The sequence below is a fragment of the Kosakonia sp. genome (genome assembly GCF_032104925.1).
In the GTDB taxonomy this organism is placed as follows: Bacteria; Pseudomonadota; Gammaproteobacteria; order Enterobacterales; family Enterobacteriaceae; genus Kosakonia.
On the sequence record NZ_DAMCGF010000002.1, the window covers coordinates 156,270 to 175,213 of the forward strand.

General features: G+C 50.8%; 23 protein-coding genes. 19 read left to right on the plus strand and 4 right to left on the minus strand.

Annotated features, from left to right (window positions below; genetic code table 11):
- Positions 1–369 precede the first annotated feature (369 nt).
- Complete coding sequence (locus RT644_RS03840) at positions 370–1,125, minus strand: hypothetical protein (RefSeq protein ID WP_313625778.1); 756 nt, start codon at positions 1,123–1,125, stop codon at positions 370–372.
- Between the two features lie 258 nt (positions 1,126–1,383).
- On the opposite strand from RT644_RS03840, the gene RT644_RS03845 reads away from it, so the two are divergent.
- A complete protein-coding gene (locus RT644_RS03845; RefSeq protein ID WP_313625780.1) occupies positions 1,384–4,122 on the plus strand; it encodes a hypothetical protein in 2,739 nt (912 codons plus the stop codon).
- A gap of 39 nt (positions 4,123–4,161) precedes the next feature.
- On the opposite strand, the gene RT644_RS03850 is transcribed toward RT644_RS03845, so the two are convergent.
- Complete coding sequence (locus RT644_RS03850; protein WP_313625782.1) at positions 4,162–5,199, minus strand: phage portal protein; 1,038 nt, start codon at positions 5,197–5,199, stop codon at positions 4,162–4,164.
- Positions 5,199–6,968, minus strand: a complete 1,770-nt coding sequence (locus RT644_RS03855) for a terminase ATPase subunit family protein (protein ID WP_313625784.1) — start codon at positions 6,966–6,968, stop codon at positions 5,199–5,201. Before RT644_RS03855 ends, RT644_RS03850 begins: the two co-directional genes overlap by 1 nt.
- A 177-nt stretch (positions 6,969–7,145) precedes the next feature.
- On the opposite strand from RT644_RS03855, the gene RT644_RS03860 reads away from it, so the two are divergent.
- From RT644_RS03860 to RT644_RS03915, 12 genes are all read left to right on the plus strand, one after another.
- Positions 7,146–8,003 (plus strand): GPO family capsid scaffolding protein, encoded by an 858-nt coding sequence (locus tag RT644_RS03860; RefSeq protein ID WP_313625786.1) that lies wholly within the window; start codon positions 7,146–7,148, stop codon positions 8,001–8,003.
- A 36-nt stretch (positions 8,004–8,039) separates the two neighbouring features.
- A complete protein-coding gene (locus tag RT644_RS03865; RefSeq protein ID WP_313625788.1) occupies positions 8,040–9,203 on the plus strand; it encodes a phage major capsid protein, P2 family in 1,164 nt (387 codons plus the stop codon).
- A 3-nt stretch (positions 9,204–9,206) separates the two neighbouring features.
- On the plus strand, positions 9,207–9,965 hold the full coding sequence (locus tag RT644_RS03870; protein WP_313625790.1) for a terminase endonuclease subunit: 759 nt from the start codon (positions 9,207–9,209) through the stop codon (positions 9,963–9,965).
- A gap of 96 nt (positions 9,966–10,061) precedes the next feature.
- On the plus strand, positions 10,062–10,568 hold the full coding sequence (locus RT644_RS03875) for a head completion/stabilization protein (RefSeq protein ID WP_175273208.1): 507 nt from the start codon (positions 10,062–10,064) through the stop codon (positions 10,566–10,568).
- A complete protein-coding gene (locus RT644_RS03880) occupies positions 10,568–10,771 on the plus strand; it encodes a tail protein X (RefSeq protein WP_313625793.1) in 204 nt (67 codons plus the stop codon). The genes RT644_RS03875 and RT644_RS03880 overlap by 1 nt, the downstream gene beginning before the upstream one ends.
- The gene (locus RT644_RS03885) at positions 10,762–10,998 is read left to right on the plus strand and encodes an HP1 family phage holin (RefSeq protein WP_097406025.1); all 237 of its coding nucleotides are present in this window, start codon (positions 10,762–10,764) and stop codon (positions 10,996–10,998) included. The genes RT644_RS03880 and RT644_RS03885 overlap by 10 nt, the downstream gene beginning before the upstream one ends.
- Positions 10,982–11,491, plus strand: coding sequence for a lysozyme (locus RT644_RS03890; protein ID WP_313625796.1), 510 nt, complete (start codon positions 10,982–10,984; stop codon positions 11,489–11,491). The genes RT644_RS03885 and RT644_RS03890 overlap by 17 nt, the downstream gene beginning before the upstream one ends.
- A complete protein-coding gene (lysB, locus tag RT644_RS03895) occupies positions 11,488–11,901 on the plus strand; it encodes an Rz-like lysis system protein LysB (protein ID WP_313625798.1) in 414 nt (137 codons plus the stop codon). The genes RT644_RS03890 and lysB overlap by 4 nt, the downstream gene beginning before the upstream one ends.
- Complete coding sequence (gene lysC, locus RT644_RS03900; RefSeq protein WP_313625800.1) at positions 11,801–12,046, plus strand: Rz1-like lysis system protein LysC; 246 nt, start codon at positions 11,801–11,803, stop codon at positions 12,044–12,046. The genes lysB and lysC overlap by 101 nt, the downstream gene beginning before the upstream one ends.
- Positions 12,009–12,476, plus strand: coding sequence for a phage tail protein (locus tag RT644_RS03905; RefSeq protein ID WP_313625802.1), 468 nt, complete (start codon positions 12,009–12,011; stop codon positions 12,474–12,476). The genes lysC and RT644_RS03905 overlap by 38 nt, the downstream gene beginning before the upstream one ends.
- Positions 12,469–12,921 (plus strand): phage virion morphogenesis protein, encoded by a 453-nt coding sequence (locus RT644_RS03910; protein WP_313625804.1) that lies wholly within the window; start codon positions 12,469–12,471, stop codon positions 12,919–12,921. Before RT644_RS03905 ends, RT644_RS03910 begins: the two co-directional genes overlap by 8 nt.
- An 18-nt stretch (positions 12,922–12,939) precedes the next feature.
- Entirely contained in the window at positions 12,940–13,680 is a 741-nt protein-coding gene (locus RT644_RS03915; protein WP_313625806.1) for a hypothetical protein, read from the plus strand.
- A 104-nt stretch (positions 13,681–13,784) separates the two neighbouring features.
- Here RT644_RS03915 and RT644_RS03920 read toward each other — a convergent pair whose 3' ends face one another.
- Entirely contained in the window at positions 13,785–14,603 is an 819-nt protein-coding gene (locus tag RT644_RS03920) for a hypothetical protein (RefSeq protein ID WP_313625808.1), read from the minus strand.
- Between the two features lie 50 nt (positions 14,604–14,653).
- Between RT644_RS03920 and RT644_RS03925 the strand changes: the two genes are divergently transcribed.
- Genes RT644_RS03925 through RT644_RS03950 form a run of 6 tightly spaced genes read left to right on the plus strand, consistent with a single transcriptional unit; the run spans position 14,654 to position 18,942 of the window.
- Positions 14,654–15,289, plus strand: a complete 636-nt coding sequence (locus RT644_RS03925) for a phage baseplate assembly protein V (RefSeq protein WP_313625810.1) — start codon at positions 14,654–14,656, stop codon at positions 15,287–15,289.
- Positions 15,286–15,633: a GPW/gp25 family protein gene (locus RT644_RS03930; RefSeq protein WP_313625812.1), complete on the plus strand. Its 348-nt coding sequence runs from the start codon at positions 15,286–15,288 to the stop codon at positions 15,631–15,633. The genes RT644_RS03925 and RT644_RS03930 overlap by 4 nt, the downstream gene beginning before the upstream one ends.
- A gap of 4 nt (positions 15,634–15,637) precedes the next feature.
- Positions 15,638–16,546: a baseplate assembly protein gene (locus RT644_RS03935; protein ID WP_313625814.1), complete on the plus strand. Its 909-nt coding sequence runs from the start codon at positions 15,638–15,640 to the stop codon at positions 16,544–16,546.
- A complete protein-coding gene (locus tag RT644_RS03940; RefSeq protein WP_313625816.1) occupies positions 16,539–17,150 on the plus strand; it encodes a phage tail protein I in 612 nt (203 codons plus the stop codon). The genes RT644_RS03935 and RT644_RS03940 overlap by 8 nt, the downstream gene beginning before the upstream one ends.
- Positions 17,147–18,349, plus strand: a complete 1,203-nt coding sequence (locus RT644_RS03945) for a phage tail protein (RefSeq protein ID WP_313625818.1) — start codon at positions 17,147–17,149, stop codon at positions 18,347–18,349. The genes RT644_RS03940 and RT644_RS03945 overlap by 4 nt, the downstream gene beginning before the upstream one ends.
- Positions 18,349–18,942 carry a tail fiber assembly protein gene (locus RT644_RS03950; protein ID WP_313626152.1) on the plus strand — a complete coding sequence of 198 codons (594 nt, stop codon included), beginning with the start codon at positions 18,349–18,351 and terminating at the stop codon, positions 18,940–18,942. Before RT644_RS03945 ends, RT644_RS03950 begins: the two co-directional genes overlap by 1 nt.
- Positions 18,943–18,944 lie beyond the last annotated feature (2 nt).

The following is an 18,944-nucleotide window of genomic DNA, read 5'->3' on the forward strand; positions in this document are numbered from 1 at the left end:
CGATAAATGATTATCGTATTGCGGGGTTGAGCAACGAGCTACGCAAGGCGGTAGGGGGCTTTATGGGGGCGTGAGTACAATTTTCAGATTATCTATCGTGGGGGAACATTACCGTTTTTTGTTGGCGGCGGTTGGGTCTTTTCCCAGCGTTTAAAAGAATATAGCGGCGGTTATTGGCTCGGACGCACGTGCCATGATGCATTTGATTTTGACAGATCTGTATCTTTGTCTCAGGGATTAGATTTTATTTTTTACTTAAGAAATTGCTGAGTGAAAACACAATGAACCTACGGCGCAGAATGCTGATCCAAATTTATTATTATTTTGAAAGTCCAGCGATATTTATTAATAATATCGCTGGAAATAATATCATTTATTAAAATATTCAAGAAGAGTTAACCCATTAGCTCCCAAGCTAACCAACCCCTCAACACGATTGATCGACTCTACGGTTGTCTTCACGATATCTTTTAATTTTGAGCCTGTTTCGGTAGTTTTCATCATTTTATTAAAAGGCTCTGACATGCAGGCATGTCCCATTGTTGCCTCCGTTGCAGAGATAATTGGTTCGATGCCAGTTAGCTCATAATCTTCGAAAGCACGAATCATATTATTGATGTAGTGCAAAATGTCTTTTCTAGTTTCTACTTCAAATTCTGATCCCATAACGGATTTTTTTAGCTCAAGTAATTGTTGCATAATTTCTTGTATTTTATCAGTTTTTAGCTTTCCAACTTGCCCTTTTGTTTTAAAAAGGATAGATAACATTCCAAGATCGTTTAAAGCAGCGTCGCTCACGCGCGACAGCGCATTTTGCAAAGGTTCATTGAGATTCAGACAGGTGAAAAACTGATGGAGCGATGGTCTCCAGTTTGGGGCGGGAATTTCTTCGTCTGGGAAATAGTCTTGTATGGTTTCATTAATTTTTTGGGGGATGCACATAAATTTAGCAATTTTTTCCCATAAAATAGAATCCCTTTCCGGACTTTCTGGTATATCAAAGACATTGATTAATGCTTTCTTAGTAGATAGACCTTGATCTTGTTGCCTTAACTTGGTCAGGAAGCTGCGTAGTGTCTGAGCAGAATTATCGATGTGCATTTTGAAAAAAAATCCCAAAAGCATTAACCCTACTGAATTGCAAGTAAAAGTTCAATAGCAATGCGTCAATAGGATGCATGAAGTCGCATTTATTTTAATATAAGTCTACTTGTCTATGATGCCAGAACTGGCATGGTGCCAATGGCTTAGTACAACTGCATCAAAACCGCCCTTTGAAGCGGGCAGGCGAGGCGGGGAAAGCATTGCGCGCTCGTTCATAAAATGTTTATTGTAAGCGCAACGCCGTGATTAGCTCAGACCCCGAGAAAAAGGAAAATCAAAATGGCAATAGAAGAGCGGTTGAGAAGCCTTGCACAAACTAATAGTAACTATTCGTTATTATTGGCGCAGTGGGAATTTGATAAAAAACTTCTGCAAAGAGCCCTTAATGCTGTATCAACTACTTTCCCTCACTATAGTCTGCATGACTCATCCCATTCATCAACAATAATAACGCAAATAGAAAAGATAATTTTACCTGATATCGATAAACTATCAGCAACTGATTGCTGGTTATTGCTGGAATCATGTTATTGGCATGATGCAGGTATGATTATTACTAAACAGCAAAAAAAAGATTTGGTTAATGATAAGGAGTTTCAAATATTTCTTGATGAACACATTGAATTTCAATCTGATTTAAGTATACATGCTAAGAAAATAAAAAATAAAACTAACATAGAGTCGTTTGATGATATACTTCAGTTTTCTGACTCAATGATGTTTTTAATTGCCGACTATTTTCGCAGAAAGCATCCAAAAGTGTCTGGTGAGTATGTTTATAACCCAGAACTTATAGAAGTTAAGTCACCGAGGAACTATCTAATCCCGAGTAGATTATTTGGAATTATGTCTGAAATTGTAGAGTGCCATGGAAAGGATAGATGTGAGATCTTGAGATTGCCGCATACTAATGACGGCATGGATGCGAACGATTATGCTCATCCTCGTTACGTAGCCGCTCTTCTGAGACTTGGGGATTTATTAGATATTGATGACGGACGGTTTTGTGAAACCTTAATGGCAAGTATAGGTGACGTTCCGAAAACATCAATTGATCATAAAGGTAAGCATGATTCAGTTACAAGTCTTTATATTAATTGTGACCTAATAGAAATTGTCTCTATATGTAAAGAATATGGGAGTTATAACGCTCAAAGAGGTTGGTTTGATTATATCGCAGATGAGTTTCATTTTCAGAAAAATAATTGGAACAATATCTCGCCGAATAATAAATATAAAACCCTGCCAGTAATATCTAAATTGGAATGCAAACTAATAGATCATATCGGGATTGATAATGCCCCCCCAAAGATAAAATTAGATATTAAAAGGGTTTATGACTATATTACGAATACATCCATTTATAATGAAAAATATCCATATATCAGAGAGATTATACAAAATGCCATTGATGCTACGATATATAAGGTCTGGAGTGATATTGATTACAAATTTCAAGGCCGGATTGAGGAATATTGCGATATAGAACTGCGGGAGCAATTTATAAATCTTTTAAATAAAGAGAAAATTGATATTCTATTACACCCTTTGACGTCATTTGATGATAAGTTAAAATATAGATTAAGTGTTAGAGATTATGCTACAGGAATGTCTTTAGAGGATGTCAAAAAAGTATTAAACGTCGGCTCTCCCTCTAGCTCAAAAAGAAAGCGTTTTTTGAATTCAATGCCAAATTGGGCAAAGCCTAATGGTTTTTTCGGGATAGGGCTTCAAAGCGTTTTTACTATGAGTGATGATGTAGTAATTAAAACACGCTGCCCTTATGGTAGTGGCTATATAATAGAGGTTATTAAAACAGGTTCGAATCCTGATTTTAAAATTAGAGAATTTAAAGATGATTATTTCCATGGGACTGAGGTGGCTTTATCAATAAGTGAGAATAAAATACCTACATCAGTTCCCTCCTCTGCTTCAAATGTAGTTAGGAGTTTTGATCCATTCTGCCATGACAAGCTTGAAATTATTCCCTCTATTATTGCGGACTTAATAGGACAAACATTTAGATCATCTCCAATAGAACTTTTATTAAATGGTGATAATTTCTTAAACCAAAATACAAATGATGAGGAAGAAGTTTTTCATACAGATTTTACTAATGGTATGGATTTCGCTCTAAGAGTGGATCTTGAATCAAAGTATACGTCCTCAGTTTATTATAAGCGAAGCAAAATAGAAGCAAAATTCCTGACTTCAGGATTGAGTGGGGTTTCAGGCGTGGTTGATTTATTTTGCGATAATGCTGGTGATTGGGTGACTATCAATAGGGCCGAACTTAAACGTGAGAAGCTTGGCGATCTTTTAGATTTGATAAATCTTGTTGTTAAAGAAAATAGAGTCCATATAACAAATAATACTGATGATAAAAGTGAAGCCGCTTTTTTTTACTACTCTAGGTTTGATATAAAAAATGATAATCTCTGGCAGGATTATGTTATTAATGGCATTCCGGTAAAAGATTATTTTTTCTCAGAGAAGCCAATTGGTTTCCATGTGGGTGGTTTAAGAAATAAAAACTTGATAGATTTTAATAGCTACCTTACTGTTTGTCTCGCGGAATTATGCGTCAGACTTAAGTATAGTGTGAGATTTATTTTTACAGGTGAGCACGAAGAGGATGTAAGATATGGCGGAAAATATCACACTTTTAACGTCATTCTTAATGATGATGGGAAAGAGAATATCAGCGTTGATAAAGCGTTAATTAAGAAAGGATTAAATTCTAAATCACGTCAGTTAAGATATGTTATCCCCTGTTATCATGAAGATTATTTGGATATATCCCTTCCAGTCGACAAAGTGCCTTTATGGGCTTTTAATATGCTTCACCCTTGGGCTTTTAATAAATTTTTGGTTGCTCCGAGAGACGATGTTTTTGGAAGTAGGCTGGAAGATGCTAGGGGGGTGTATAAGTATTATAAAGATCATGATGTTACTGTTTTGGATGTGGATGTCTTTGTTCGGAAATATATGGATATGTGGGAAGATATGTATTCTTAAAATTGCAGGGCGAGGTTTCCTCGCCCTGTCATTAAATTTTTATTTTGTGAAGTCAATAAGTGCATATAAGCTGAAATTCATTACGTCTTCACCAACCCAATTATTGATTTCTTTAAGCTGCTCTTGTAACGGAGTTAATTCATTACGAACAAATACTTGTGCAGCCTTCACGACGTCACCGAAACCACTGGTATTGTTCGGCATCATCCCCATCAGTTGCGGTGGCACACGATGTGCGCTTAACAGGTCGCTTTCGCTAACTTTTTTAATATTAAAAAAGTCATCCTTGGTTGCCACTTCACTTAGCGGAATTATTTTAATGCCGTCGGATTTCCCGTTCGGCGCATAGAAAAACAGGTTCTTAAAGTTTCCGAGCCCTTTCGAATCCCGCATCGCCTTGCGCAGCGCCTCAACATCGGTACTGCTTTGCGCGGCATCGGTGACATACATAATGTAACCCGCGTGCGCACCGTTCTGGTAATACTTGCGCCGGAACAGCGTCGCCGACTCATTCAGCCACGCTGAGTTAAGCGCGCTGAGATATTCCGGCATTCCGTAAATCTCCTGGTTAATATCGGGCTCCAGCAGGTGGAACACGGAACCGGGCGCAAACTGATGCGGTTTCGTGAAGTTCTGAATATACCAGTAGGAATCCTCCTCCACGCCGCGCCGGGTGTACTTTGCCGGCGATGTTTCAAGCTTGAGTGTCTTTCCGGATAGACTAAAGCGTCTCTCCAAAAAAGCGTTACCAAAAACAAGGAAATCTAATACAAATCGGCTGAAATCCTGACGTGATAACAGAGGGTGCGGGATATACGTCGACACCAGAATGTTGCGTTTAACGTACACCGGCGAGCTGTGGTGAACAGCGGCGCGCATACTTTTTGCCAGCCCCGAAAAACTTATCGGCGGCTCGTACCACTGGCCGTTATGGACGCATTCGACATAATCGAGAATTTCGCGCTTATCAAGCACCGGCACTGGTTCGCCGAAGGTAAACGCCTCCATACTCTGTGCGGGCGCGGCAGTGTGCTGGCGCGGTTTCGGTGTGTATTTTTGCTTTTTATTTTTGCTCATCAGTTGAAGTCCAGAATGGAAGATGACGACTGGCCGGTCGCGGCGGTCAGCGGTTCGTTAATCAGTACGTGCATGGTCGCCCAGGCTAAATCCGCGTGGCTGGCTTCCTCGGTGCGGCTGGCCTCATAGGTGGCACTGCGCCCGCTGCTGGTCATGGTTTTGCGGATGGACATAAACGACTGCGTGATGTCGGTGGCGCTGACGTCATATTCGAGACATCCGCGCGTGATGGTGTCCTTGGCCTTGAGCACCATCGCGGTTTTCATTTCCGGCGTGTAGCGAATGTCACGCGCTGCCGGGTAAAACGAGCGTACAAGCTGGAACACGCCCTGACCGAGCCCGGTCGAGTCGATGCCGATGTATTCCACGTTGTATTTTTGCGTGAGCTCGCGGATGGATTCGGCCTGTGTGGCAAAGTCCATCCCTTTCCACTGGTGGCGCTCCAGAATGCGGAACTTGCCCCCGGCAACCAACGGCGGCGCGATAACCACGCACCCGGCGCTGTCGCCACGGTGTGAGGGGTCGTAACCAATCCACACCACGCGATGCCCGAATGGCCGGTCGGCAAATGGCTGAAAATCCGTCCATTCCTCCATGCTGTCGACCATGCAGCGTTGCAGCTCCTCGAACGGAAACACTGACGCCTTGTCATCGACAAATTCACACATGAACAGGTTGCGGAAGTCATCCGCACTGTTTTCCCGCCGCAGGGCATCCAGGTCAAACAGCGTGCAGCCCCCGGCGAGCGCGTCCTCGATGGTGACAATCTGCCGCCACTGCCCGTCAGCACATGCCACGCCGCGCGCTAACGCCGCGTGACTGATATCGATATCAACCCGCTCGCTGGCGCTGGCGCGCCCCCGGTTAAACAGGTCGCCTGACCAGAACGGGTACGCGCCGTGACCGAGTGAGGAGGGCGTCGAAAAATAGGTGGTGCGCAGGTGTTTTTGCGACGCCATGCCCGACGCCACTTTGCGCAGTTTCTGAAAATTGGGGATCCAGAATATTTCATCGACATACAGGTCGCCGTTATGGCTCTGCGCGGTGTTTGAATTGGTGCCGAGAAATAACAGCTCCGCGCCGTTGTTGCCGATAACAATCGGGTCGCCGCTCAGGTCGACATCGACAAGGCGGGCAAAGGCGATGATGTATTTGCGGAACACATGCGCCTGTGTTTTCGACGCCGATAAAAATATCTGGTTCTGGCCGGTTTGCAGGGCGCGTAACAGCGCCTCGCGGGCAAAATAAAATGTTGCGCCAATCTGGCGGGATTTAAGGATGTGCCTGATGCGGTGCTCCAGCCCGGCCTTGTGCCAGCCGAGCTGATAGGCGAAAGACTGGTCGAAGAAAATCTCTTCCAGTTTTTCTATGGCTTCCTCGCTGAAATAATTCTTTTTCGGCTTCCTGCGCTCCCCTTTATTGCGGTTGGCCACGTTGGGATTCAGGTCGGCCTCGTTGCCGGTCTGGCCGTAACGGTTGATGCGCGCAAAGCGCTCCATCTGGCGCGCCAGAAAATCAGCAACCTTGAAATCATGCGCGGTCAGCTCCGGCTTGGCATAGAGCTGAATTAACCGCGCCTCTAAGGTATTTCCCACCCGGTCTAACGGGGCGGTGTCGTCCCATCCGTCGCGCTGTTTCCAGCTCTGCACCGTCGGGCGTTTGGTCTGCAACATTTCCGCGATTTGCGGCACGGAAAACCCCTGCCAGTACAACAGCGCCGCCTGTCGTCGCGGGTCATTTAAGAGTGTGGTGTCGGTGGTGATGGTCATGCCTGCCTCGCCGTCATGGATACAGGGCAAGGCTACTCAAGCGCGACCGGCGATTCGCTAAGCCGCTGATGTGCAGGGGGCAAGCCATCCGTGACTGATGGCGAACCAGCGGACGAGCCGGGAAACTAGCCCCTGAAATCAACGTGACTCCTTCACACATAATCAGGACTGCTGACGATGGCAAAAAAAGTCTCAAAATTCTTTCGTATCGGCGTCGAGGGTGACACCTGCGACGGGCGCATTATCAGCGCGGCCGATATTCAGGAAATGGCCGATTCATTCGACCCGCGTGTTTACGGCTGCCGCATCAACCTCGAACACCTGCGCGGCCTGTTGCCTGACGGCGCTTTCGCCCGTTACGGGGATGTGGTTGAGCTGAAAGCGGAGAAAATCGAGGACGATTCCGCGCTTAACGGCAAGCTGGCGCTGTTCGGCAAAATTGCCCCGCTCGACACGCTGGTCGATATGGTGGCGAAAGGCCAGAAAGTTTATACCTCAATGGAAATTCAGCCGAATTTCGCCAACAGCGGCAAATGCTATCTGGTTGGTCTGGCCGTCACTGATGACCCGGCAAGCCTCGGCACTGAGTATCTGGAATTCTGCCGCACCGCCAAACACAACCCGCTCCAGCGCTTCAAGGCCAGCCCGGAAAACCTGTTCTCTGTTGCCACCCTGGCCGAGCTGGAATTCGAGGACGCCCCCGAAACCCTGCTGAACAAGCTGACTGACTCGGTGAAAGCCATTTTCAGCCGTCGCCAGTCCTCTGATGACGCCCGTTTTAACGATGTCCACGAAGCCGTGACCACGATTGCGGAGCGCGTCCAGACCAGTCAGGACAATGCCGAAACGCGTTTCACCTCACTGGAGAGCGAGCTCACCGCGCTTAAGAAAAGCGTGGCTGATGAGGCGAGCAAAACCACTGAGCAATTCAGTGCGATCACCGCCACCCTGGACAAAACACCGGGTAACACGCAGCCGCGCCGCAAACTGAGCACCGGCGGCGACGGTGCTGCCGCTGCGCTGACCGACTGCTAACCGGCCTCCCTCTTTCATCACAGGACAAACGACACAATGCGTAAAGAAACCCGCTTTAAATTTAATGCCTGGCTGACCCGCCTCGCTGAGCTTAACTTCGTCAGCGTGGACGACCTGAGCAAGAAATTCAGCGTTGAGCCGTCGGTGACGCAGACGCTGTTTGACAAGATCCAGCAATCCTCTTCCTTCCTGCAAAAAATCAACATGGTGGTGGTCGGCGAGCTGACCGAGGAGAAAATCGGCATCGACGTCAACGGCACGATTGCCAGCACTGCCGACACGTCGAACGGCGTGGAGCGCAAGACCGCTGATTTTTCGAAAATGGACGCTTACCGCTATTTCTGTCAGCCGGTGAACTTCGATTTTCACATGAAGTACAACAAGCTCGATCTGTGGGCGCGTTTCCAGGACTTCCAGACCCGCATCCGCGACGCGATCGTCAAGCGCCAGGCGCTGGATTACATCACCATCGGCTTTAACGGCGTGAGCCGTGCGGCAACCTCTGACCGCCAGAAAAACCCGCTGTTGCAGGATGTGGCCGTCGGCTGGTTGCAGAAGTACCGCAACGATGCACCGGCGCGCGTCATGAATAAGGTCGTTGATGACACCGGCGCGGTCATTTCCACGACCATCAAGGTCGGCAAGAAAGGGCATTACAAAAACCTCGACGCGCTGGTGATGGATGCGCATGAAACGCTGATTGCCGAAATTCACCGCGAAAACCCGGAAATGGTGGTCGTGTGCGGGCGGCGCATCCTGACCGACAAATATTTCCCGATGATCAATAAATTCCAGCCGAACACCGAGCAACTGGCCGGGGAGCTGATTATCAGCCAGAAAACCATCGGCCAGTTACAGGCGGTGCGCGCGCCGTTCTTCCCGGCGAACAGCATTCTGATCACCACGCTGGATAATCTCTCGATTTATCTCTACGAGGACGGCCACCGCCGCCACATCATCGAGAATCCGAAGCTCGACCAGGTGGAAAACTACGAGCAGGTGAAAGTCGACTTTGTGATTGAAGATTACGAAGCCGGTTGCCTGATTGAGAACATCGAAATTCTTGAGCCGGAAGAAGAGGAAACCCCGGAAGGCACCACCGCCACTGTGTTTGCGGCGGCAATCGTCGACGCCATGAAAGCCCTGACGGCCGCACCTGCTGGCGGGTCGGAAACTTCCACCACCGGCGAAGGAGCGTAACCGATGGCGAGCCCCGCACAGCGTCACGCGATGCGGGTCTCGGCCATGCTGGCCGCGCAGCGGGATAACGCCCCGCTGCGCCATGCCACCGCTTATGAGCAGATGCTCGTTAAGCTGGCCGCAGACCGCCGGACGCTGAAAGAAATCCACTCGAAAGAGCGTAAAGCCGACAAAAAGCGCGAGCTGCTGCCGTTTTATCTGCCGTGGGTGACGGGCGTACTGGAGAACGGCACCGGCGCGCAGGATGCCATTTTAATGACGGTCATGCTGTGGCGTCTCGATGCCGGTGATATTCCCGGCGCGCTGGAAATCGCCCGCTATGCGCTGCGCTACAACCTGTCGATGCCGGAAAATCATGCGCGCACCGTGCCTTACATGCTGGCCGAAGAGGTGGCGCTCGCAGCTCTGCGCGCCCGCGATGCCGGTCAGCCGGTCAGTGCGGCGATCCTTCTCGACGTCATCAGCATGACCGCAAAAGCCGACATGCCCGACGAAGTGCGCGCCCGGCTGCATAAGGTCGCCGGTCTGACACTGCGCGATGCCGGTCAGCTCACTGACGCCATGACCCATCTGCAACGCGCGATCCAGCTCGACCGTAATGCCGGAGTGCGTAAGGACATTGAGCGCCTCACGCGCGAGCTGAATCCGAAGTCTGTTGCCGCAAAACCCGCGCCGAAAGCGCCCGCGAAAGCGGCGACACAGAAAAAAACAGCCACACCGGCGAAACGCGGGCGGGGACGCCCCCGCAAAAACGCCGGTTAACAGAATGCGCCCCGCGCCAGGGCGGCACGCCGGTCAGTGAAGGTGTTTCACCTTTTCAGCAACCGGCGTCCACCGCCCGCCTTTTCAGAGGTAGTCATGACGACGCTGATTATTAATAAAAACGAAGAGCCGCAGCCGGATAACACCGTGGTCATCCCGCCGCCCGCGGGCGACGAGCCGGTGATTAAAAACACGTTTTTCTTTCCCGACATTGAGCCGAAACGTGTGCGTGAGCTGATGCGCCTTGAGCAGACTATCGCCCCGGCGCGGCTGCGCCATGCCATCAAAACCGGCATTGCCGAGACGAACGCCGAGCTTTTTGAGTACCGCGAAAGCCAGATTAAGGCGGGCTTTGCGCGCCTTGCTGATGTGCCCTCGGATGACATCGACGGCGAGAGCACGCGGGTTTTTCATTACCAGCGCGCCGTGTGTGCGATGGCAACCGCCACACTGTATGAACGTTATCGCGGCGTGGATGCGAGCGCGAAAGGCGACAAAAAAGCCGACAGCATCGATACCACGATTGATGAGCTGTGGCGGGACATGCGCTGGTCAGTGGCGCGCATTCAGGACAAACCGCGCTGCATCGTGGGACAAATCTGATGAAGGTCATCGCGCATCAGGGCGACACGCTCGATGTCATCTGCGTCCGTCATTACGGGCGTACTGAGGGGGTATTCGAGGCGGTGCTCGCTGCGAATCCGGGACTGGCTGAACTCGGCGCGGTGCTGCCTTACGGCACGGCGATCGAACTGCCGGACATTCAGACCGCGCCCGTACAGGAAACGGTGAATTTATGGGACTGAGTATGGAAAAAATCACCTCCTCGCTCGCCTACTGGATAAGCGTCGCGCTGACCTTCTTTGGTGCCATGACGCCGCAGGACTTTGCCGCGTATTTCGGCGCGCTGGGCGTCGTGGCGACTGTCGGGGTGAACTGGTATTACAGGCGCAAAAGCTATGCGCTGCTTGCGCTACAGGTCGGACAAAACGCCCTGAGCAGTAAGGAGATTAACAATGTCATCAATCGTTAAGCGTTGCAGTGTGGTCGCGGTGCTGGCACTGGCGGCACTGTTGCCTGATTTTCGTTTACTCAGTACCTCCCCGGACGGTCTCGCCCTGCTGGCAGACCTTGAGGGGTGCCGTCTGCGCCCCTACCAGTGCAGCGCGGGGGTATGGACATCAGGCATCGGCCACACTGCCGGGGTCGCGCCGAAACGCGATATCACCGAGCAGGACGCGGCAAAAAATCTTGTTACTGACGTGCTGAATACGGAGCGCCGCCTTGCGGTCTGCGCGCCGGTCGACATGCCGCCGCAGGTTTACGACGCGGTGGTCAGTTTCGCCTTTAACGTCGGCACCGGCGCGGCATGTAAGTCCACGCTGGTCTATTTCCTGAACCAGAAAAAGTGGCAACAGGCCTGTGATCAGCTCCCGCGCTGGGTCTATATCGATGGCGTGAGAAATACCGGGATGGAAAACCGCCGCAAGCGCGAGCGGGATTACTGCCTTAAGGGGGCAGAATGAAAACGCTAATCGTGTTGCTGATTCTGACCGTCGTCGGCCTGCTGTGGCTGCGCCATGAAAACGGCACTCTTCGCGAGTCTTTTGATAAAGCCAGCCGCGTTGCCAGCGAGCAGAAAACGACGATTGGCATGCTGAAAAATCAGCTCATTGTTGCCAGTGACCGGGCGGATAAAAACGAACGGGCGCAGGTGGATTTACGCCAGAAGCTGCTTGCCGCCGGGGAGCGGGAAGCCCGGCGGGAACAGACCATAACGAGGTTGCTCAATGAAAACGAAGCCTTTCGCCGCTGGTACAGCGCTGACTTGCCTGATGCTGTGCGCCGGTTGCACAAGCGCGCCGCCTGCGCCAGTGCCGGTGACTGTTTACAACGGCTGCCCGAAAGTGAGCCTTTGCCCGATGCCGGGAAGTGATCCACATACCAACGGCGATTTAAGTGCGGATATCCGCAACCTTGAGCGGGCGCTGGAAAGCTGTGCGCTTCAGGTCGAAACCGTCAAACAATGCCAGGATGATATCGATGCTCAAACCCGACAGTCTGCGAAAAGCCCTGATTAATGCCGCGCCGGTGCTGGCGACTAACCCCGATATGCTGCGCCTGTACGTGGACAGCGGCAACATTGCCGCCACGCTGGCGACCTCGCTGTCGTTTGAAAAACAGTACACGCTGAATGTGGTTGTCACGGATTTTACAGGCGATTTTGATTTGATCCTCGTGCCGGTACTGGCCTGGCTGCGCGAACATCAGCCTGATATTCTCAGTACCGACACCGGGCAGAAAAAAGGCTTTGTCTTCGAGGCTGATATTAACAATGACAGTAGTTTTGATATCAGCATCAGCCTGTTACTCACCGAGCGAACGCTGGTTGATGAGGTTGGCGCGGCGCTGCATGTGCGATGCATCCCGGAACCGCCACTACCGGAGCCGGTGACGCGCCCGGATAAGTTATATATCAATGGTGAACTGGTGAGTCAGTGGAATGGATGAATTTAAGCCATTCGACGATAAGCTCGCGGGGTTGCTTGCTGCTCTTTCGCCCGCAGGCCGCCGACGTCTGACTGTCGATATAGCGAAGAAGCTGCGCCAGCGCCAGCAACAGCGGATTAAATCGCAAAAAGCGCCCGACGGGACGCCATACGCACCACGAAAAAGCCAGTCGCTACGCGCAAAGAGAGGCCGGATTAAGCGGGAGATGTTCGCAAAACTGCGCACTAACCGCTATCTGACAGCCAGCGGTAATGACAGGGCGGCAGTGGTGGAATTTACCGGGAAAGTGCAGCGTATTGCGCGGGTTCATCAGTATGGGCTTAAAGACCGGCCAGCGCGCAATAGTGAGGAGGTGCAATATCCTAAAAGGCAGTTGTTGGGTTTTGATGGGGTCACTATACAAGGAATAGAAGAAGAGATATTACTATGGCTATTAAACACATAGTTTATGTGAGTAAACGGCATGGATAGGAAATTTGGGATTTTAAGAACTAAAATCAAGCAATCGCAAGGCGTTGTGATGGAACGCATAATAGCAGAGCATAATGCAGACTTATGTGTTCTATGTGGAAGCACAGTTGAGATTACAAAAGAGCACATCATCCCGCAATGGGCGTTTGAGGCAAATCCAGCAAAATATTTGGTGAGCGCGAAGAATAATCAGCCTACTACTTACATTAGAGCAACAATTCCCGCATGTAGAACATGTAATTCAGACTTGCTTGGGGCTTTCGAAGATAACTTAAAAAGGATGTTAGTAGAAAAGGAACCTGAAGAGTTCAATAACTATGATCGTGATTGTATTATTTGGTGGTTACAGTATATAGGTTTTAAATTGCAATTAATGGATCTTAGAAATCGCTTTTTAAAATATAAAGGTAATGAATATATACCTTTCTTATCAAATATTCCTGTCGCTATGTTTTGGGGTCGCGACACCACTCCAGGACAGGTATTTCGAATATTGAGAAAGAGTAGGCGAAACCTCACTACAAAGAGGAAGGGTAATAAGTACCATTCTCTGGTTGTTTTTAAAACATCAAACGGGAGCTTTCATTTCTTTCATAAGGTTAATGAGTTTATTTTTATTGAGATACCTCAGATAAAGAAAGCTTTCTTTTTATTCTATAGTAAAGAGTTTAAAGATTATGAGAAAGCATGTGAGGAATGCAGGGAGATGATCGAAAAGTTCTATGACAGATAACTCTAAAGTTATATTGTGCGCTATGTAAGTTGCGTCGTTGCCGAAAAAATTAAGTGTTGTACGTAGCCTAGGGAGTATAAGGCTACGCACTTGTTTTATGTTGGTTATGTATTCTCAATAGAGGCTTTATATTCCCTTACTTTTTTTCCTGCTGTCAAATGTTGCACTAATGAAAATAGCCATATTGTTCCAAGTGTTAAATAAATATACGCTAATGTTGATAAGGACTTTTTAGCTTTGTTAATTGATTTTATTTCATCAGCAAGCCACCATTGATATGACTTACTCTCATCAAGGAATTTTGTGCAGGCTATCGCAAAGATTGATGTGCTATCGATAAGTTCTAAGGAATTTTTACAATCTTCTTTACTATGGATTGTTGGAGGACTGTTTTTAGTATATTTGTTTGTGATGAAAAAGTTATCCTTCGAGATATAATAACTAAACTCTTTATAATCGAATTTTGCATAGCCTTCAATAATGGGCTCTTGTACATACCATGCCACAGAGCCAAGAATAACCAGAGTTAATCCCATCATAAATGAACGGATTTTTCTTGGTAAAGACATAGGGAGTGTTACATCTCCCCATGAGCTCGTGAAATAAAAGTCCGATGATTTTAAAAATCCATCATTTAAACCTTTCTGAATTAGTCTTGCATCTTCTATTTTTGTGATATTTATTCGGTTTATTATTTTGAAAAGCTGAACATTGAACCATTTTTCATCGAGAAATTTCATTTTTCTGTCTGAGTAACCAATGTTCAGGTGGCGGAATAAAAATCTTAATAAGTTGGCTATTCCATAAGCCCTGCTCATTACAAAAATAAAAACAACAATGTAAAGGATGTAGGTTAATATTTCTTTTTTTTCAACTAATGACTCTGGCATAACTCCCTCTCCAAATGATGTGTGGTTATCCATATAACGGCTTTCAATACCATACCTTTAATGTTTTAGGCATTCTTCGTTGTATGAACATACCAGCAAACATCAACGAACTTGCCCGCGCTCTCCGCAATATGGTACGCACCGGCTTTGTGGTCGAAACCGATCTCGCTGCCGGTCGCTGCCGTGTGCAGACCGGCGGCATTATTACCGACTGGCTCCAGTGGCTGACCCAGCGCGCGGGGCGTTCGCGTACGTGGTGGGCTCCTTCCGTTGGTGAACAGGTGTTAATCCTGGCCGTCGGGGGCGAGCTCGATACCGCGTTTGTGCTGCCCGGTATTTTCTCCGATGAGAATCCCGCGCCGTCTGCCTCGGCGGACGCCTGGCATGTTGCTTTCCCCGATGGCGCGGTTATCGAGTACGAACCGAAAACCAGCTCCCTGACCGTCAGCGGCATCAAAACCGCCGACGTCACCGCATCCGAGTCCCTCACCGCCACCGTGCCGGTGGTAACAGTCAAAGCGTCTGTGCGCATCACGCTCGATACGCCGGAGGTGATTTGCACGAACAAGCTCATCACCGGTTCGCTGGAAGTGCAGAAAGGCGGCACCATGCGCGGCGATATTGAGCACAGCGGCGGTGCGCTGTCGTCCAATGGCAAAGTGCTGCATACCCACAAACACCCCGGCGACAGCGGCGGCACGACAGGAACACCATTATGACAGCCAGTTACACCGGTTTGCGCCGCAGTACCGGCGGGACAATCACCGACGCGGAACACATCAGCCAGAGCCTGAGCGACATTTTGCGGACGCCGGTTGGCTCGCGCGTGATGCGCCGGGATTACGGCTCGCTGTTGTCTTCCATGATTGACCAGCCGCAGACCCCGGCGCTGGAGCTGCAAATCAGGGTCGCCTGTTATTTCGCGGTGCTGAAATGGGAGCCGCGCATCACCTTAAGCGCGGTGACCACCGAGCGTCAGTCTGATGGTCGCATGGTGGTCAGCCTGACCGGCGAGATTGCCAGCACCGGCGACGCCCTTTCGTTAACCATCCCTGTGAGCTAACACCATGCCGATTGTTGATTTAAGCCAGCTCCCCGCGCCGGATGTGGTTGAGGCGCTGGATTACGAGAGCATTCTCGCCGAGCGCAAGGCGACACTGGTTTCGCTGTTTCCGGCGGAGCAACAGGACGCCGTCGCCCGCACACTGGCGCTGGAGTCCGAGCCACTGACCAAATTTCTGGAAGAGAACGCCTACCGGGAGGTTATCTGGCGGCAGCGCGTCAACGAAGCCGCCCGCGCGGTGACGCTGGCAAGCGCCGAAGGGAGCGACCTTGATGTGATGGCCGCGAACAACAACACCGCACGGCTGACCATCACCCCGGCAGACGAGACCGCCATCCCGCCGGTGGCGGCGGTGATGGAGTCCGATGCCGATTTGCGTCTGCGCGCGCAACAGGCGTTTGAGGGGCTCAGTGTGGCCGGTCCGGTTGGTGCCTATGAATACCACGGACGCAGCGCCGACGGGCGTGTCGCTGATATTTCTGTCGAGAGCCCGACACCGGCCTGTGTGACCATCACCGTGCTTGCCCGCGAGGGTGACGGCACCGCCGCCGGTGACCTGCTGGCCGTGGTGGAAAAGGCGCTCAACGCGGATGACGTGCGCCCGGTGGGTGACCGCGTGACGGTGCGGGCGGCGGAGATTGTGCCGTATGCGGTGGCCGCCACACTCTGGTTTTACCCTGGCCCCGAAGCGGAACCCATTCGCGCCACGGCTGAGCAGAAACTGAAAGCCTATATTACTGCGCAGCACCGGCTGGGGCGTGACGTTCGCCGGTCAGCCATTTATGCCGCGCTGCATGTTGAAGGCGTCCAGCGCGTGGATCTGAACGAGCCGCCAGGCGACATCGTGCTCGGCAAACATCAGGCGTCTTACTGCACCGGGTACAGCATCACCACCGGGGGAAACGATGAATAGTGACCGGCTGTTACCCGTTGGCTCGTCGCCGCTGGAAGTGGCCGCCGCAGCCGCAGCGGCTGAGATTGCCCGCGTCCCGGTGCCGCTGCGCACCCTGTGGAATCCGCAGACCTGCCCGGTGGCGCTATTGCCCTATCTGGCATGGGCCCTGTCGGTCGGCCGGTGGGATGCCGACTGGCCGGAAGCCACGAAACGCCGGGTGATAACGGCCTCGTTTTTCGTCCATCAGCACAAGGGCACCATCAGCGCCCTGCGCCGCGTGGTGGAGCCGCTCGGTTTTCTTATCGAGGTGCGCGAGTGGTGGGAGCTTAACGAAGAGCCGGGCACATTTCGCCTGGTGGTGGGCGTGCTCGACGGCGGCATCACCGACGAGATGTATCAGGAGCTGGAGCGGCTTATCAATGATGCGAAACCCGCCAGCCGCCACCTGACCGGGCTTGCCATCAGCCTGAGCACATCGGGCGAGTGTTACGTCGACGCGGGAAGCTATGCCGGAGACGAGCTGGTCGTTTACCCCTATTTACCTGAGGACATCACCGGCGGCGGGGAATATTTCCCGGCCTCGGCCATTCATTTTATCGACAACGTGAGAGTAAGCGCATGACCGCGAAATTCTTTGCCATTCTGACCAACCAGGGCGCGGCACTGCTGGCAAACGCGACCGCACTGGGTACAAAGCTCAACATTACGCAAATGGCCGTGGGCGATGGCAACGGCACATTGCCGACGCCGGACGCCACGCAAACGAAGCTGGTTAACCAGAAACGCATCGCCCCGCTGAATATGCTGAGCATTGACGCCAGCAATACCAGCCAGATTATTGCCGAGCAGGTTATCCCCGAGAACGAGGGCGGTTTCTGGATACGTGAAATCGGTCTTTATGACGATAGCGGCGTGTTAATTGCCGTGGCGAACTGCCCGGAAACCTACAAGCCGCAGTTGCAGGAGGGAAGCGGGCGCACTCAGACCATCCGCATGGTGCTGATTGTCTCCTCGACGGCTGCCGTCACGCTGAAAATTGACCCGTCGGTCGTGCTGGCAACACGCCAGTATGCTGATGACAAGGCTATCGAGGTGAAAAACTACGGCGACAACCTGATGAAACAGCATATCGCAGCCAGCAACCCGCATACGCAGTATGCACCCCTTGCCAGCCCGGTTTTTACCGGCGCGCCGAAAGCGCCGACGGCAGCACAGACGGCAAACGACACTCAACTGGCAACGACGGCATTTGTTAAAGCGGCGCTCACGGCGCTGATTAACGGTGCGCCGCCTGAGCTGGATACGCTCGGTGAACTGGCGGCTGCGCTGGAGGATAAGCAACCACGCAACGCTACGCTGACGGCTCTGTCGGGAAAAAGCGCGACTGAAATTCTTGAATACCTTGGTTTAGGTGAGGGTTCTGCGTTGCCGGCTGGTGTTCCGATACCCTGGCCAACGGAGACACCTCCTAAAGGCTGGATTAGGTGTAATGGCGCGGCTTTTACGGCGGAACAGTATCCCAGGCTGGCGCAGGCCTATCCAAACCTTAAATTGCCTGACTTACGGGGGGAATTTATCAGAGGGTGGGATGACGCCGGGAGAGCTGATCCGTCGCGTACTTTGCTGAGCTGGCAGGCTTCCCAGAACGCGGCTCACGTTCATGACCAGACATTGATGTTTGTTCAGGCAAACGGAACGGTCAGAGCCTCGGTCACTATCAATGAGGGACAGGGGCCATATGGTGATCGCATGGCTTCATCGGGTGGCAATGAATCAAGGCCACGGAACATCGCATTTAATTACATCGTGAGGGGGGTATGATGGCGAAAGCAATATTAGATAACAATATGATAGCCACTGTGGCCGGTGATATTACGATCTTTAATTTCAAGGGTGACACGCGGGAATTTCTTTCTTCTTCAATCGAATATATCCCAATTGGCGTTGGTCTTCCTGCTAATTCCTGTACGGATGCACCGCCGGTACGGCGCAAAGGTAAGGTCGTTTGCAGGGCTGTCGATGGTCTTTCATGGGAATCTCTTGCCGATCACCGGGGCGAAATAATTTATTCGACTACCACCGGTCAGCCTGTCGAGGTTTCTGCGCCTGGTGAATTTCCCGCCGGAACAACGATGCTCGCCCCGATAACCCCTTATGACGTATGGAGTGGCACTGAATGGGTAACAGACCGCAATGCGCAACATGCCGCAGAAATATCGGCCGCTGAATCAAAGCGAGCATCATTACTGTCAGCGGCGCAGAGTGCTATCAGTATCTGGCAAACGGAGCTGACACTCGGCATCATTACTGATGACGACAAAGCGAGCCTGATTACCTGGCTTGCCTATGTTAAGGCGCTCAAGGTAGTTGATTGTAGTTCTGCTCCGGATATCAGTTGGCCTGAACAGCCCTGATG